This window comes from Candidatus Enterococcus murrayae, from assembly GCF_017315985.1.
Classification (GTDB): domain Bacteria; phylum Bacillota; class Bacilli; order Lactobacillales; family Enterococcaceae; genus Enterococcus_A; species Enterococcus_A murrayae.
In genome coordinates this window covers 1-15,888 of sequence record NZ_JAFLVR010000018.1, presented here as the reverse complement: position 1 = coordinate 15,888, position 15,888 = coordinate 1, and the positions used below count along the sequence as shown (strand labels likewise).

Below are 15,888 nucleotides of genomic sequence, written 5' to 3'. Positions count from 1 at the left end.
CTCACAGCTTTTTTTAATACTATTGTTCTCGTTCCTCAAGTTGTCTACGTCTTATTTCCTCTGTTTGCTTGTTTAAATCATTCTCTGCTTGAACGAGTTCTTCATAGGTCAGGATACCATCATTATTCAGATCCGCTTGAGACGTTTCCTCACTAACGACTCTCTCTCCATTTGGCAGGACACGCAAGACCGTGACCGCTTCACCATTTGGCGTAACTAAAACCTGTCCGACCTGATCGTCCTTCTTCGGCTGCTCAGCCGATGTCGATGGGGTTGTTTGTGGTTGAGTAGTTTCGCTAGACGGTTGTGTTTCTGCTACAGCAACCGTTGAGGAACTCTCTTTAGATCGCTGATAGCTTAATGACGGCTCAATTTGAATCTTTTTCTCAGTCTCTTCATTCTTTATTTTAGCTGTCAATGTCAATTCTTTAGTCTTTGGTTCGGATAATTGATACTCTATGCGAAACAAGCCATGTTCATCTGCGGTTTCTTTTTGATTTTCAATAGAAACGATCGCATCCGGCTCGGTTGTTCCAGTAATGATTGCTTTACCCAACTCATCTGTTTCAAACGTTTTGAAGCAGATAATCTCAAGTTTCTTTTTTTCCTCTGAAGACGACTGTGAGATAGTCGCTTCCCTTTTTTGTTCCTTCTCTGTGCTGCAACCAGCTAACATAAATACACTTGCAGATACCACTGCTATTCCAACAATCTTTTTCATAAATCCCTCCAAAAATATAACGTAAAAATAGATTCCCAATCTCTTTACGACGGATAATTGTTCCTTGCTTCTATTATAAACACATAACAGGACACATCGTCTAGCCCCCAAAGTAACTTATTTTACTTCGCGACATTTGAAGTTTTAGCAATAACGACTAAGCTAGACTAAATCGGTTCTTTTCCTTTTCCATAAAAAATACCCCTGACCAGGATAAGGAAAGTCCTTAAATCCTAGTCAGGGGTAACATATCAGAAGAGTAGACAACTAAGTCTGTCTCTATTATTTACCGATAAATGGGTTGTTTTTTAAGTTGTAGAAAGATTTGATTCCTTTGTATTCTGCAACATCACCCAATTGGTCTTCGATACGTAATAATTGATTGTATTTAGCAATACGGTCAGTACGTGAAAGAGAACCAGTTTTGATTTGGCCAGCGTTAGTTGCAACAGCGATATCAGAGATTGTAGAATCTTCTGTTTCACCTGAACGGTGAGAAACAACTGCTGTGTAACCAGCTTCTTTAGCCATTTCGATAGCGTTGAATGTTTCAGTTAAAGTACCGATTTGGTTAACTTTGATAAGGATAGAGTTAGCAACACCTAAATCAATAGCTTTCGCTAATTTTTCAGTGTTTGTAACGAACAAGTCGTCACCAACTAATTGAACTTTATCGCCTAAAGCTTCAGTTAATTTCTTAGTACCTTCCCAATCGTTTTCGTCTAAGCCATCTTCAATAGAGATGATTGGGTATTTCGCGCATAATTCTTCGTAGAATGCGATCATTTCTTCAGTTGTTTTTTCGCCTTCGCCTGAGTCAGCTAAAACGTAAACACCTTTTTCTTTGTCGTAGAATTCTGAAGAAGCAGCGTCCATAGCAAGAACGATGTCTTTACCAGGTACATAGCCAGCTTTTTCGATAGCTTCGATGATAACTTCGAAACCTTCTTCGTTAGAACCAAGGTTAGGAGCGAATCCGCCTTCGTCACCAACTGAAGTAGCTAAGCCTTTAGCTTTTAAGATAGAAGCCAAAGCGTGGAATACTTCTGCACCATAACGTAAAGCTTCTTTGAAAGTAGGAGCGCCAACAGGCATGATCATAAATTCTTGGAAGTCAATAGAGTTATCAGCATGTGATCCACCATTGATGATATTCATCATAGGAGTAGGCAAAACTTTTGTGTTGAATCCGCCAAGGTAGTTGTACAATGGGATTTCTAAGAAGTCAGCAGCTGCACGAGCAACAGCGATAGAAACACCAAGAATAGCGTTCGCACCTAATTTACCTTTGTTAGGAGTGCCATCTAATTCGATCATTGCAGCATCGATAGCAGCTTGGTCGCGTACGTCGTAGCCGATTATTGCTTCAGCAATAATGTTGTTTACATTATCAACTGCTTTAGTAACACCTTTACCGCCGTAACGAGCTTTGTCGCCATCACGTAATTCAACGGCTTCGTATTCACCTGTTGAAGCACCTGAAGGAACCATACCGCGGCCGAATGCGCCGTCTTCTGTATAAACTTCTACTTCGATTGTTGGGTTACCACGTGAGTCTAGGACTTCGCGTGCGTATACGTCTGAGATAATTGACATGTTTTGTCTCTCCTTTAAATTTGTTTTTGTAAATAGGGGTTATTAAAAACCCTTATAACCAATAGTAGTGAAAATCGTCGGTAGTTGCAAACAAAAACCGTAATTTTCTAAAAAATTATTTTGCGCCTTCTAATAAAGCTAAGAATGAATCAGCTTTTAAGCTAGCTCCGCCGACTAAAGCACCATCAACGTTTTCTTTAGCCATATATTCAGCAATGTTTTCAGGCTTCACTGAACCGCCGTATTGAATACGAACAGCTTCAGAAACTTCTTTGCCGTAGATACCTTCGACTGTTGAACGAACAACGCCACAGATTTCGTCAGCGATTTGCGCGTCAGCAGATTTACCAGTACCGATCGCCCAGATTGGTTCATAAGCAATAACCATGCTTGATACTTGCTCAGCAGAAAGATCAGCTAAACCAGCTTTGATTTGTCCTTCGATCCACTCAGCAGTTTTGCCTGCTTCATAAGTTTCTAAAGACTCACCACAGCAAAGGATTGGCAACATACCGTTAGCAAAGATTGCTTTGGCTTTTTTGTTGATTTCTTCGTCTGTTTCGTGGAAGTATTCACGGCGTTCTGAATGACCGATGATTACATAGTCTACACCAAGATCGGCTAAAGCAGCAGGTGAAGTTTCACCAGTGAAGGCTCCAGCATTTTCCCAGTAGCAGTTTTGAGCAGAGATTTTTAATTCAGTGCCTTTTGCTGCTTCAACTAATTCTTGTAAGAATAAAGCAGGTGATCCGATCACTGAATCTACTTTATCGTTTGCAGGAATTTTAGTTTTTACTGCTTCTGCAAAGTCTTTTGCTTCTGAAGCAGTTAAGTTCATTTTCCAGTTACCAGCAATAATTGGTTTACGCATTTAAATAAACTCCTTTTTAATTGTCTAGCTTCACGAGCTGTAAGAGCTCATTTCACTTTTCTTATTTGTCGTTGATTGCAGCAAGACCTGGTAATTCTTTACCTTCTAATAATTCAAGACTTGCGCCGCCACCAGTTGAAATGTGAGTGAATTTGTCAGCAAAGCCAAGTTGTTCAGCTGCTGCTGCAGAATCCCCACCACCGATGATTGTCGTAGCGTCTTTAAGATTTGCGATAGCTTCACAAACGCCGATTGTACCATTTGCGAAGTTGCTCATTTCGAACACACCCATAGGTCCGTTCCATACAACTGTTTTCGCACCTTCTAATGTTTGAGCGAATAAAGCGATTGATTCTGGTCCAATATCAAGTCCCATTTGTCCTGCAGGAACATCACCAGTATGTTCTTCAGTTGGAACATCATTTGAGAATTCAGCCGCTGTGATTGAATCAACTGGTAAAACTAATTTGTCGCCAGCTGCTTCAATCAATTCTTTTGCTAAGTCAACTTTATCAGCTTCTACCAATGAGTTGCCGATTTCCATACCTTTAGCTTTGTAGAATGTATAAGTCATTCCGCCGCCGATCAAGATTTTGTCAGCTTTAGGAATCAAGTTTTTGATTACGCCGATTTTGTCAGAAACTTTTGCGCCGCCTAAGATTGCGATCATCGGACGTTTAGGTTCTTCAACAGCTTCGCCGATGAATTTGATTTCTTTTTCCATTAAGAATCCAGCAACAGTTGGAATTCCAGTAGAAGCGATCCCTACGTTTGAAGCGTGAGCACGGTGCGCAGTACCGAATGCATCATTAACGAATACATCGCCTAATGAAGCCCAGTATTTACCAAGTTCAGCGTCATTGCCGCTTTCTTTTTTGCCGTCGATATCTTCATAACGAGTGTTTTCAAAAACAACTACGTCGCCGTCTTTCATGTCTGCGATTGCTGCTTCTAATTCAGAACCACGAGTTTCAGGTACAAATGTTACATCTTTACCTAATAATTCGCTCAAGCGAACAGCTACAGGTTTTAATGATTTGCCTGCTTTATCTTCTTCTGTTTTCACACGACCTAAGTGAGAGAACAAAATTGCTTTTCCGCCTTGTTCTAAAATGTAGTTGATTGTTGGTAACGCCGCTTTAATACGAGTGTCATCAGTAATCACGCCATCTTTAACAGGAACGTTGAAGTCCACACGAACTAAAACTTTCTTGTCTTTCAAGTCAAGATCTTTAACTGTCATTTTTGCCATGAAAGAAAACCTCCAAATAATTTTTTTAAATCTTTTCTATTATACAACTCTTTCCAATAAAAGAGCCAATGATAAACTTACGAAAAAAACGGAGAAGCGCGTTGCTTCCCCGCCTTTTTTCAGACAATTTGTTTTCGTTTAGAATAAATCTTAAAGTTTAGCGAAGTATTCTAAAGTACGAACTAATTGTGCAGTGTAAGACATTTCGTTGTCGTACCAAGCAACAGTTTTAACTAATTGTTGTTCGCCAACAGTCATAACTTTAGTTTGAGTTTCGTCAAATAATGAACCGTAAGTCATACCTACGATATCTGAAGAAACGATTTCGTCAGTGTTGTAACCGAATGATTCAGTTTCAGCTGCTTTCATAGCTGCATTTACTTCATCAACAGTAACTTTTTTGTTAAGAACAGTAACTAATTCAGTTAATGAACCAGTTGCAACAGGAACACGTTGAGCAGCTCCGTCTAATTTACCGTTCAATTCAGGGATAACTAAACCGATTGCTTTAGCAGCACCAGTTGAGTTAGGCACGATGTTTGCTGCAGCAGCACGTGCACGACGGAAGTCACCTTTAGGATGAGGTCCATCAAGAGTCATTTGGTCACCAGTGTAAGCGTGGATAGTTGTCATTAATCCTTCAACAACGCCAAATGAATCATTTAAAGTTTTAGCCATAGGAGCTAAACAGTTAGTAGTACATGAAGCACCAGAGATAACTGTTTCGTCACCAGTTAAAGTTTCGTGGTTAGTGTTGTAAACGATTGTTGGAACATCGTTACCACCAGGAGCTGAGATAACAACACGTTTAGCACCAGCAGTTAAATGTTTTTCAGCAGCTGCTTTAGAAGTGAAGAATCCAGTACATTCTAATACGATATCTACTCCTAGGTCTCCCCATGGTAATTCTTCAGGGTTGCGGTTAGCAAGAACTTTTACTTCTTTGCCGTTCACGTTGAATGAACCTTCATGAACTTCAACAGTTCCGTTAAAGCGACCTTGAGTTGTATCATATTTTAACAAGTGAGCCAACATTTTAGCGTCTGTTAAGTCGTTGATAGCTACAACTTCCAATCCTTCTACATCTTGGATACGGCGGAATGCTAAGCGTCCGATACGTCCAAATCCGTTAATTCCAACTTTTACTGTCATTTAAGATTTCCTCCTTATGGAATCAAAAAATATATTTATTTTAAAGGGGATTTCCCTTTTAAAATCTCATTTGCAGCAGCTTCATCTGTGATGAGCCACGTTTGCTTTGGAGCATTTTTCATATACGCTGTAATGGCTTTGACTTTACTCTTGCCACCAGCGACTGCTAAAACCGTCGGCATTTTTTGGATATCTTCTAATGATAATCCAATACGCGGTACTTTATGAACGATCGCTCCGAATTCGTCAAAAAAGTAACCAAACGATTCAGCAACAGCATTTTTCTGTTTTAGACGAACAATCTCTTCTTCCGACATTTTCCGTCTAGCTGCCATATGTACAGCTCTACCGATACTGTGAACCACACAATTTGCCTCTTTGATCATCGCCAAAACACTTCTGATCGAAGGTTCTTTCAACAGTGTGTGATACGCTTCTTCGCTCAGCTGTTCCGGTACATATAAGGCACGATGCTCACCATGAGCATTTGCAGCCATTAATGCACTGACTGAGTTGGCTTGGATCGATACTGCTTCTCCGATACCGCCTCTAGCTGGAACAAAAAGATTATGACGTTTCACTGTCTCTAACGGGCTGACATGTCTGGCAACTTCGGCCATTGTCGTCCCGCCCATCACTGCGATAATGTTTCGGCCATCTGGTAGCTGACGCTGCAATGCTTCATCAACCAACTCGCCAAACTCACCGATTACCTTCTCCTGCTCATCACTGTTACCAGAGACGATCAAGCAACGTTCAATATTAAAAAGTGAGGCAAGCTGTTTTTCTAACTGATCCATGCCGGTGAATTGCTCCATCAATAATTCGAGATGCTGCAATAGCCCTTCGCCTTTTTCAGTTAACAACATACCGCTCTTTGTTACATCTATCAAACGCTGATCTCTAAGATAATCTGTCTCGCTGCGTAACACACGCTCAGTGAGACCCAATGAATCAGCTAAGTTTCTTCGACCGATCGGCTGCATCCAAAAAATATTCTGCATAATGCGGTATCTTTTTTTTACAACCTCTAACACATCAGGGGCGATTGCTTCAAGTACTCTTAATTCACTTAACAAAGGAATTCCTCCGTTGGACTTAAGTAGTCCCTCATAGACTTTTAGCGACCCATGAATTTTAAAAAAAATGCAAGAAAGCCAAATCATTCATTTGAAATTTGCTAATTTCTTACATGACAAAGTGTAACAGTTTTAAGTCTTCTACGCAAGGAAAAAGCCAAGTTTTTTCAACTCGGCTTAATCAAAACGTTTTCTTTTAGAAGAGCTGGGAATATTTAGTGCATCTCGATACTTCGCTACTGTTCGTCGAGAGATTTTCTGGTCCTTTTCAGCGAGCAGCTCGACAATTTTTTGGTCGGATAATGGCTTGCGTTTATCTTCTTGCTCTACTAATGAAGCAATCAGTTGTTTCACTTCATCAGCAGAGGTATCTTCATCATTCACCTTATTAACGAAAAAGCCGCGTAATTCGAAGACTCCGAAATCAGTCTCGATGTACTTGCCGTTCACTGCTCGACTGATTGTTGACTCATGAACCTCTAATTGCTTCGCAACATCTTTTAACATCAACGGTTTTAACGCCCCTTGTTTGTCTTCAAAGAAATGCGCTTGATGTTGAACGATGATTTTTCCAACCTCTAAAATCGTATCTTTTCTTTGACCGAGGGTCTTATTCAACCACTCAAATTGCTGAAGCTTTTCCTTTAAGTAAATTTTCGTCTCTTCATCGGCCTGTTGCTTCAGCCGATTAAAATAATTTTCTTGAAAATTCAAACGCAATTGTCCGCGTTTGTTTGATAAAACAACCAATTCCCCATCTCTTCTCACTAATGTCAGATCAGGAATGATGAAGTTCGAGTCTTGGCCTCCAAAACTTGCTCCTGGGAAGGGGTTCAACGTTCGGATGTAATCTAATATTTGCTGAACTTGCGCCAAACTGATTTGATATTCCTTGGCGATTTGTTCAAACTTCCTTTTTGCAATGGCATCAAATGATTCTTCTAATAGAAGATAAGCCAACTCCGGCGCATAATCATCCTGCTCCGTTTGCAGCATCAGGCACTCCTGTAAATTTCTTGCACCTACACCCGGTGGATCGAGCTGCTGCAACAGTGTCAACGCATCAAGATATTGAATATCCGTAGCATTTAGCTCTTCTTTGATCTTTTCTTCTTCAACCTTCAAATACCCATTTACATCGACATACTCAACCAGAACCAGCATGATTTCTCGAATAAAGGTATCTCTATAATTCAAATGAACCTGATTAATCAAATGTTCAAACAAAGAGACTGGATGATCAGCAATTTGGATAAATGACTCTTCCTTGACTGCCCCACTGTGCATCTGCATCAGGTCACTTTGAATTTTTGGCGCGACAACTTCAAATAGCGGATTCTCTAAAGAGACCGTTTCAACGTAATCCTGCAGCTCTTCAGTATTAAATTGTAAAATTTGAATCGATTGCTGCAATTCCTGCGTCATCGCTAATTTTTGGGTTTGTTGCTGCTTTTGCGAATAACCTTGTTGAAACTTCATATACTTTCCCCTTGTTTTTTTAAAATTATATGCTAAACTAATAAACGTGCTTGCGCCCTTAGTGTAGTGGATATCACGTAAGATTCCGGTTCTTGAGACGGGGGTTCGATTCCCTCAGGGCGCATTGTTATTATAGTAGCGTTTATGACACTTTTCATCTATTGATGGAAGGTGTTTTTTTGAAATCCCCACCAAATTCCCCACCATTCCCCCACCTATTTTGCTGCGGCACTCATTATTTCATCATATGCAAAAGAAGCTGGAGTTAATTCAATAACACTATTGTCATTGACATATACTTTAGTAGTAGCAATTTCTGAATGAGTTAGCCCTTCAGAAATCTTTTCTAAAGACATCCCCTTCATTTTAGCTAGTGTAGCTGAAGTATGTCGTAATTTGTGAGGTGTACATTTGGTTAGTTCTGGATGGCGGTTATGGATCACTTGCATACGACGATTTAAATAGTCAGTGTGCAATCTTTGATTAATTTCTCCCTTACGATTTGTATAAGTAAAAAGAAACTGCTCGCCGTTCTGTTTAATACCAAATTGAAAAAGCTCTTTTTTCTGATATTTTTTCCAGTCCAGTAAAATCCTTTTTAAAGGAGTAGGAATCATTATCACACTCTTTTTATTTCCCTTTGTCGCTTTTACGTTTGCATAACGATCAAGAGCTTGAGTAAGATAAATACGATCTTCAACTAAATCAATATGCTTCCATTGAAGAGCATAACTTTCTGACTTACGGTCTGATAGAAAAAAAGTTGTCCAAAACAATGTATATTCTTGAATATTCAAAAGCCCTTCAACGTAGTCTTTTTCGACAGCTCCGAACCACAATAGGAGGTCTCTTTCACACAGATACTTCTCTTCCTCTTTTTTTAATGTTTTCAATTGGTTTTTTTTTGAAGATTTAATTTTTCTAAGTGGCTTTGTCAGTCGGTTATAGTCGATATAATCGTATTCTTCTGCCAAATCCATTACCTGAATAAAATAGCTTCTCACTGATTTGAAATTTGCATACTGCTTGGCCTTCTTATTCATTTGTTTTACTACAAATTGCTTATGTTCATTCAAATAGTTGAGAGAATATTTTCCAAACATTGGCAGTAAGTGTAAACGAAAAATATCTTCAGTATTTCTAATAGTAGCTTCTGTAGGAGGTGTTGGATGAGAACTAGTTAAGCCATCCCTATAGTCACTCCAATATTCATTTTCGAAAAAAACTTTAAAAAGCATATCTCCTGAAGATTTATTGAGAAGGTTTTCTTTATTTTCTCGTAAAGAGGCAACTCTAATTTCAAAATCAATCTCTGCCTGTTTTGCTTCCTTTCTTGTTGGGAAAATTTTGTCATATGAGGCACTATTCAATTCCAATAGACTTACAATATCTTTTGGATATTTTTTTCGTACCCGATATGAGCCATTTTTTGTTTTCGAAATACTCATGAATTGATATCTCCTTCGATTGCGAGTCAAAGATGATATGAACTTATTATACTCGTTCATCTAACCACTTATCAATCGCAACCCGATCAAATCTTAAAACGCCATTAATTCGTAGCACAGGTAAACCCTGTAAAATCCACTTATCAAGTGTATTATTTGAGATTTTTAAATATTTACACGTTTCTTTTTTTGCTAAGTATCGGTTTTCCAATTTTAAATTGAGTGCCACCAATATTTCCTTAACAATATTTACTTTTAAATCATTGAGGTCTTGCTTAGTTATTACGTTATTAATCAAAAACTATCACCACCTAGTATTATCTAACCACTAGTAATAAGACATCATTAAATTTTGCAGCACTTGCTTTAATTAAAAATACTTTTTTCACTTTTAAATCGCTTTAGATAAAGCTCATAGGTTTTTCACCTCTCCTCAGTCTACGGGAGCCTTGCGGAAGTATCATTATATTCAGTCATCGTCATTGCAACTCAATTATCCAAATCAAGTTTTATGTTAGTCAGTGGTCGCTATCAAAGGTCATGGCGTAACTACAGAATAGCTCAAATGACAGATCATTTAATTTAAAAGTGTGATATTCATTTTTCAAGGAGCAAAGGGCATTATTTTCGCCTTCACTAAATAAATAGTTAAAAGCAAACATTTTGAAACCATTAAGTTTCGAAATGTTTGCTTTCAATCTTGATTCAATTATTAAAAAATCAGCATTATCAATGAGTTAACATTTAAAACAGTTTCCCTAACTTTTTTGTCGTTCTCAGTTTTTCGCCTGTCTTCAAATTATACTTCATCCTTTTCTATCCAATTAACTCTATTAATGTTCAGATAAAATAAACCTTTTAAAATAAGATAGAAACCTCTTGTTCAAACCAAAATCAAAATCTAGCACCCATGGTAGTAGTACACTGTCCAAACTCTTTATCATATTATACGCTGGTCGATACTCATTTCCATTTGCATCCTTAAATGAAGTGAATATATTTACATCTTCTGAAAAAGAATCCAACAGACTCTTCTCGGATGATTCCGTCAACAAAGACTTCCCATTCACATTAGCTATTTGTGCGTACAAATCCAGTTCATTAATATCCATACTAACTTTTGGATTTGCTAAAATGTATTCTTTCCTCTTTTTTAAATATTTAGTTATGGAAATAGAATCACTAATTCTACACTCAATTAAAATCGCTAAGAAATGTTCAAAAGACATAGTAATCTTTGGATTATTATTTGAACCAATATATTTATCATTTAGAACATGGATATTCGAAGATAAAGAATCGATTGGATACATAGAAAGGTGCAGACATAATGGTTCAATAGACTTACTTTCCCCTTTAAAAGTAACGGTATCGTTTATAAACTTGTACGTCTCATTCGAACAAATATAATCATATGCATTTTCAAGAGTTCGATACGCTTTTTTTACCTTATTATTTATCTTTTGTTTTACTTCATTATCATTTGAGGAACTCTTCAGTTCTATTGTTCCTGATTTACATTCAATAATAGTAAGATAATCTTCATCCTTAATAATAATATCTATTTCAGCAACCTTATTTTTGAATGGATAATATTTTACGGAATGTGCAATTTCATCAAATAAACCAGACGATACTGATAAATTATAAACTAATTTTTCGAATCCTAGACCTTTTCTGTTTTGATATTTTGAGAACTCTTTTTCAATACTGCGAGTACGATAAATAGACTCAATTTGAAATAGAATATACTCAACAAACTCCTCAATTGATAAAATGAAAATAAATTTTTCTAATCTGAATAATCTTTCGTTATATAATTCCTCTATTCCTTTATTTTCAAAATCAAATGAGAACAAATCGATAAATTTCTCAAAGTCATCATATTGAATTGACCAACATACTTTTTTGATTTCTTCTATACCTACAAGATAATCCTCCCTATCAAATACAGATTTCTTCGCTTTTTTCGAGAGTGTTTTCTCATTATTCTTGTAGTTTTGCAAAAATAAAACATACATCACTATTGAGAGAACAATTTGAAGTAGTGTCCTTCTCTCAATATCAATCTCAACAAAAAAGTCATCACCAATTGAATCAAGAACAATAGTAATATAGATAACAGATAAGAAAATTGACCTCGGTTGTTCAAAATCTAATAGGGAGTTAAGATTTTGATAATCATCTATAAATTTTTGCCTTAATTCTTCGCTTTCATACTCATTTATTTTTTTTTGAAAATCTTCCAAGTTATTAAAACCAGTTTTCAAAACTCTCAAGGCCGTTTGATATGTTCTAATATGAGAACCAGTTTGAAAGAAGTCATTGTATTGATTAAACACTATCTCTAAATTATTGTTCATCAGTAATCTCCAGTTTGTTGTTTTACAGAAATTAAATACTAAAAATAATTACTCCGTATTTGATATAAAGCCTACATTATCTTTAATAATCAACTTAGGAGTTTAAAAAATTTTCCGGGTTGTCCATGGTACTGAAAACGATACAATCTAGAATAATTGAGTAGAAAATCTTTATCTGAATAAAGAACTTAAAAAAACAATTAACATGTAGGGGTTTTCTCAAGATCTAAAAAAAAAGATAGCTTAGCGTTTTAATTTTTGATTTCTTTGTTCTAATGAAAAGCCACTTTTTTATTGGTATAAAGCCTTTTATTTTGTGTTGACTACATCGTGACGACAGTAAAACGTTGGTTTTTTCTAATTTTCTAACGCTTCAAATGCCTTCAATGGTTTCAATTTTTCATCCGACGTAAGATGGCGATAAATCTCCGAAGTTGACTTATCCGCGTGCCCAAATCTTCCTTTCAAAACTTCCCAACTACAATGCTCAGCAACTAAACTAGCCATCGTGTGTCGGGTAAGATGTGTATGAAAAGGTTTGTTAATTCCACAACGTTCAACACAACGTTTGATGTGATTATTTACGTAGTCTCTACGGTATGGGATACCTCTTTTGAACGGAGCTAGATAAACAAAAAGATAATTCTCTTTTGATCGAAAAACAAACTGTGAACGCATACCATCAAGAGCTGTAATAAGTTGCCGAAGCTTCTCCATCACTAAATCTGTTACTACTACTCTTCTTACTGAACTAATCGATTTTGTCGTTTCGATTTTAAAATCCATTTGCTTCCCTCTTACAGATGTTTGTTTGTAAAAAAGAATCTCGTTGTTTTCAAAATCGATATCTTCGACTTGTAAAGCCAGTGCCTCACTTATTCGACATCCTGTATAAAACAGAACATGAAAAAGTGTCGATAGCGGTAACTCTTCATGAATAATAGAATAATTCAACAATGTTCTGAGCTCGTCGATCGTAAGATATTTCTGATCCAAAGAATTCAACGTTTCTTTTAATTCACTTACACTCTTTTGATACTTAGGCATTCGAATATTCGTCAATGGGTTGTCATTCAATATTTCTCGTTTCAAACAGTATTTGAAAATCATGTTCAACGTCTGTCTTAATGAATACAGGGAGTTTTTTGAATACCCTTGAGAAATACCATCAATCCCTTTTTCCTTCAAAGAAAACATCAACTCTTCTAAAAAGTCCGGTGTTAATTCAACTAGCTTCTTCTCACCAATCCATCGTTTAAGAACAACAATCAAGTTTTGACGCTTGTCATAGGTGCTGGCCTTTTGTTCTCTCAAAGATTTGTAATACTTAAACCATTGATCTGCAACGACCGAAAACTTTTCATTTGAATTAACAAACTTCTTTTTGTTTTGGCGATTTTTCTTTAACTCAAGAAATGCTAATTGTGCCTCTCTTTTTGTTTTGAATCCTCTTCGTGTTGTTCGAAATGCTTGAAAGTACCAGGTAACCACACCAGTAGCACTAGTATGTTTTTTAAAACGATCCTTTGTTTCCACCACTACGGTTTCCTCCTCTGTTTGAAGGAGACTGCTGGAAAGCAAAATCATTCTTACTATATTCTCTATGCTTCCCATTATAGAGCATCTCCTTTCAATTTTGAAGGTTATACAGAACGTAATAACCGCATTTTTTCTTTGAAATCTTCATAATCATTCTTTTGGTACCATTCGATCACCTGGTCCCTTGAGTAGTGACCGCGAATGCCATACCAACAGTTAGGAAAATCAGATAGTTTAACTAATCTGTTTAGCGTACTGTCACTGACTTGAAACTGTCTCTTTAAATCTTCGTTCGTTAATACTAAAGGTAATTTATTTATATTCAGGAGCGTTTTTGTATAATCATCTAAAATCATGATTAGCTTATTCAAAATTTTCGTTTCTTTACTATCTGGACTGATTTTCTCACACTCCTTAGTTTTGTATTTTTTTAATCTACGTAAGTATCATTGAGTATTTCGTCAGTTAACGAAAAGTAAGCTTCATTTGTTAGGCTCCCTCATACAGTATTAGGGCACATAGGAATTCCACCTCCCCGCAGTTTACGCCGGGCTTTACAGAAGTATCATTATTATTTTGAAAGTCTTGGCATCTAAATATATCTAGATTTTACATCACTCATAAATCGCTCGTATGAATCAATCATCGTCATGGCGTAAGTGTGTAATAGCTCGTTCAAAAACCAACGTACCTAACAAATGGTATTTTATTTTTGGCAAACGTGATTACAGTAAAGTTGGTTATAGTTACCATTAAGGTTTTAAAAGTAAGCCCTTTTTACATGTAATTTAAGTATCTAATGTCCCAGTAAACCGTGTTCCACGATCAGATACACTAGTACCTTCACATTTGCTAAAAATATTCTGTTTTCAAGGAACAAAGTACTTTTTGTCAAAAATCAAAAGTACTGAAATTTTTATAGAGTAAAATCACATACTCCTGGAAACAACCAAAACTTAGATGCTTTCAGGAAAAAATGAAATGCTCTAAATTGATTTACTAAATCAGTCGGTACTGCCAATAGCCACGATAAGCTCTTTCGACATTGATTCTTTTATCCAAGTTTATTTTTCTTAGAATATTATTTGTTAGATTTGAACGAGTGAGAACATATCCTTTTTTTGAGAGATCTTCATGTATTTCCTTTGATGATAATGGTCGACCACTTTCTTTTAGTAATGAGGCAATTGTTAATGCAATAATCTGGTAGTCATAGCCAGACCTACCAATTTTTCGATCACTGAAATACTTTTGATTCTCAATTTCTTTCGCAAAAAGCTTGTTTTCTTTTGACGTATTGACTGATTCTATCGATACCTCAACGTTACTTTCCTCAAACACATGAACTTTTAATCCTTCATAAATGTTCAATAATCGCTGAATTTCAGTTAAAACCATCGTCATTTGATGATAAATTTGATCTTTCTCACTCTGTTTCATTGATAGATACCTCCGGCTTTTCTTCTAAATTCTAATGGAGTGATTCCATAAAACTTTTTGAAGGTTTTATTGAAATAACTATCATCCTTAAAACCTAACATTTTACTGATTTCAGCAATTGAGAATGATGTTTCCTTTAAGAAACGTTCTGCTTTGCATAATTTCAATGCTCGAAACAATTCCATAACTGACATATCTGCATTTTTTCTACTTAATCGGTTTAGTGTCGCTCTACTCAAATGCAATTCTTTATGAATATCAGTCACTGTAAGCCTTTTATTCATGTTTTTCTCCATGTATTGAATAACCGCCGCATAATCATCGCCACTATCCGTTTGAAAAACATCATGATTCATATTTAAAATGAGATCTACTAAAGTTAGTACCCCTTGTTCAACCGGATAAGTGACACCTCTTTGAACTAAATAGTGATAGTAAGCGAAAAGTAAATTGGCTAATTGTTGAATGCCTTCAGTGACTTGTAATTGAAATTTTTTTCCTGTTTGGTTTTTACATTGAAAGATAGAGTCTAAACAAAGTACTAATATTTGAGAATTTTTTGTCAGCAACTTTGTCTTTTCGTTTGTCCAACAATGTAAATAAAACGATAGAGTTGGTTTTTCATTTACTTTACTTTGCTCTTTCTGGATGATCAGAGAAATTCCAGAGTGAGTAATGGTTTGGTCAGATTCATTATCTGAATTCAAATAGTTAATTGTCTTTACTATAACCATTTTCCTCACCTCTCTTTTCTGTCTGTAACTCTGTTTTATCATGTAAAAAATTCACTTAAAATAGTCTTGAATAATGTTGATCCAAAAATACTGTGCGGTTGATTCAGAAATACTATATTTTTAAATATTTTCTTAACATTTTTAGAAATCGGTTTCAAGAATATCTTTACTAACTATAAAACAGAAGTTGTTTGGTTGTAAGCGTCATATACCA

14 protein-coding genes and 1 tRNA gene are annotated in these 15,888 nt (G+C 36.2%); 1 reads left to right on the top strand and 14 read right to left on the bottom strand.

Annotation, left to right across the window (positions count from 1 at the left end):
* Positions 1-19: 19 nt before the first annotated feature.
* The 7 genes from JZO85_RS07415 to rpoN form a co-directional block, all read right to left on the bottom strand.
* Complete coding sequence (locus tag JZO85_RS07415; RefSeq protein WP_207107867.1) at positions 20-721, bottom strand: hypothetical protein; 702 nt, start codon at positions 719-721, stop codon at positions 20-22.
* Between the two features lie 282 nt (positions 722-1,003).
* Positions 1,004-2,317 (bottom strand): phosphopyruvate hydratase, encoded by a 1,314-nt coding sequence (gene eno / locus JZO85_RS07410; protein WP_088932259.1) that lies wholly within the window; start codon positions 2,315-2,317, stop codon positions 1,004-1,006.
* Between the two features lie 115 nt (positions 2,318-2,432).
* Positions 2,433-3,188: a triose-phosphate isomerase gene (gene tpiA, locus JZO85_RS07405; RefSeq protein ID WP_207107866.1), complete on the bottom strand. Its 756-nt coding sequence runs from the start codon at positions 3,186-3,188 to the stop codon at positions 2,433-2,435.
* Positions 3,189-3,249: 61 nt separating this feature from the next.
* The gene (locus JZO85_RS07400) at positions 3,250-4,440 is read right to left on the bottom strand and encodes a phosphoglycerate kinase (protein ID WP_207107865.1); all 1,191 of its coding nucleotides are present in this window, start codon (positions 4,438-4,440) and stop codon (positions 3,250-3,252) included.
* 150 nt (positions 4,441-4,590) lie between these two features.
* Positions 4,591-5,592, bottom strand: coding sequence for a type I glyceraldehyde-3-phosphate dehydrogenase (gene gap, locus JZO85_RS07395; protein ID WP_207107864.1), 1,002 nt, complete (start codon positions 5,590-5,592; stop codon positions 4,591-4,593).
* A gap of 35 nt (positions 5,593-5,627) precedes the next feature.
* Positions 5,628-6,671, bottom strand: coding sequence for a sugar-binding transcriptional regulator (locus JZO85_RS07390; RefSeq protein ID WP_207107863.1), 1,044 nt, complete (start codon positions 6,669-6,671; stop codon positions 5,628-5,630).
* Positions 6,672-6,848: 177 nt separating this feature from the next.
* On the bottom strand, positions 6,849-8,150 hold the full coding sequence (rpoN, locus tag JZO85_RS07385; RefSeq protein WP_207107862.1) for an RNA polymerase factor sigma-54: 1,302 nt from the start codon (positions 8,148-8,150) through the stop codon (positions 6,849-6,851).
* 52 nt (positions 8,151-8,202) lie between these two features.
* Here rpoN and JZO85_RS07380 point away from each other — a divergent pair.
* A tRNA-Arg gene (locus JZO85_RS07380) sits at positions 8,203-8,274 on the top strand.
* 91 nt (positions 8,275-8,365) lie between these two features.
* Here the strand turns inward: JZO85_RS07380 and JZO85_RS07375 are convergent.
* The 7 genes from JZO85_RS07375 to JZO85_RS07345 all read right to left on the bottom strand — a co-directional run bounded on the left by JZO85_RS07375 (position 8,366) and on the right by JZO85_RS07345 (position 15,674).
* A complete protein-coding gene (locus JZO85_RS07375; protein WP_207107861.1) occupies positions 8,366-9,598 on the bottom strand; it encodes a tyrosine-type recombinase/integrase in 1,233 nt (410 codons plus the stop codon).
* 46 nt (positions 9,599-9,644) lie between these two features.
* Entirely contained in the window at positions 9,645-9,896 is a 252-nt protein-coding gene (locus JZO85_RS07370) for a helix-turn-helix domain-containing protein (protein WP_207107860.1), read from the bottom strand.
* Positions 9,897-10,431: 535 nt separating this feature from the next.
* On the bottom strand, positions 10,432-11,961 hold the full coding sequence (locus JZO85_RS07365) for a hypothetical protein (protein WP_207107859.1): 1,530 nt from the start codon (positions 11,959-11,961) through the stop codon (positions 10,432-10,434).
* 357 nt (positions 11,962-12,318) lie between these two features.
* Complete coding sequence (locus JZO85_RS07360; RefSeq protein WP_207107999.1) at positions 12,319-13,497, bottom strand: tyrosine-type recombinase/integrase; 1,179 nt, start codon at positions 13,495-13,497, stop codon at positions 12,319-12,321.
* Positions 13,498-13,604: 107 nt separating this feature from the next.
* Positions 13,605-13,856 carry a DNA-binding protein gene (locus JZO85_RS07355; RefSeq protein WP_207107998.1) on the bottom strand — a complete coding sequence of 84 codons (252 nt, stop codon included), beginning with the start codon at positions 13,854-13,856 and terminating at the stop codon, positions 13,605-13,607.
* A 643-nt stretch (positions 13,857-14,499) separates the two neighbouring features.
* Positions 14,500-14,940 carry a hypothetical protein gene (locus tag JZO85_RS07350; RefSeq protein WP_207107858.1) on the bottom strand — a complete coding sequence of 147 codons (441 nt, stop codon included), beginning with the start codon at positions 14,938-14,940 and terminating at the stop codon, positions 14,500-14,502.
* Positions 14,937-15,674: a helix-turn-helix transcriptional regulator gene (locus JZO85_RS07345; protein WP_207107857.1), complete on the bottom strand. Its 738-nt coding sequence runs from the start codon at positions 15,672-15,674 to the stop codon at positions 14,937-14,939. The genes JZO85_RS07350 and JZO85_RS07345 overlap by 4 nt, the downstream gene beginning before the upstream one ends.
* Positions 15,675-15,888 lie beyond the last annotated feature (214 nt).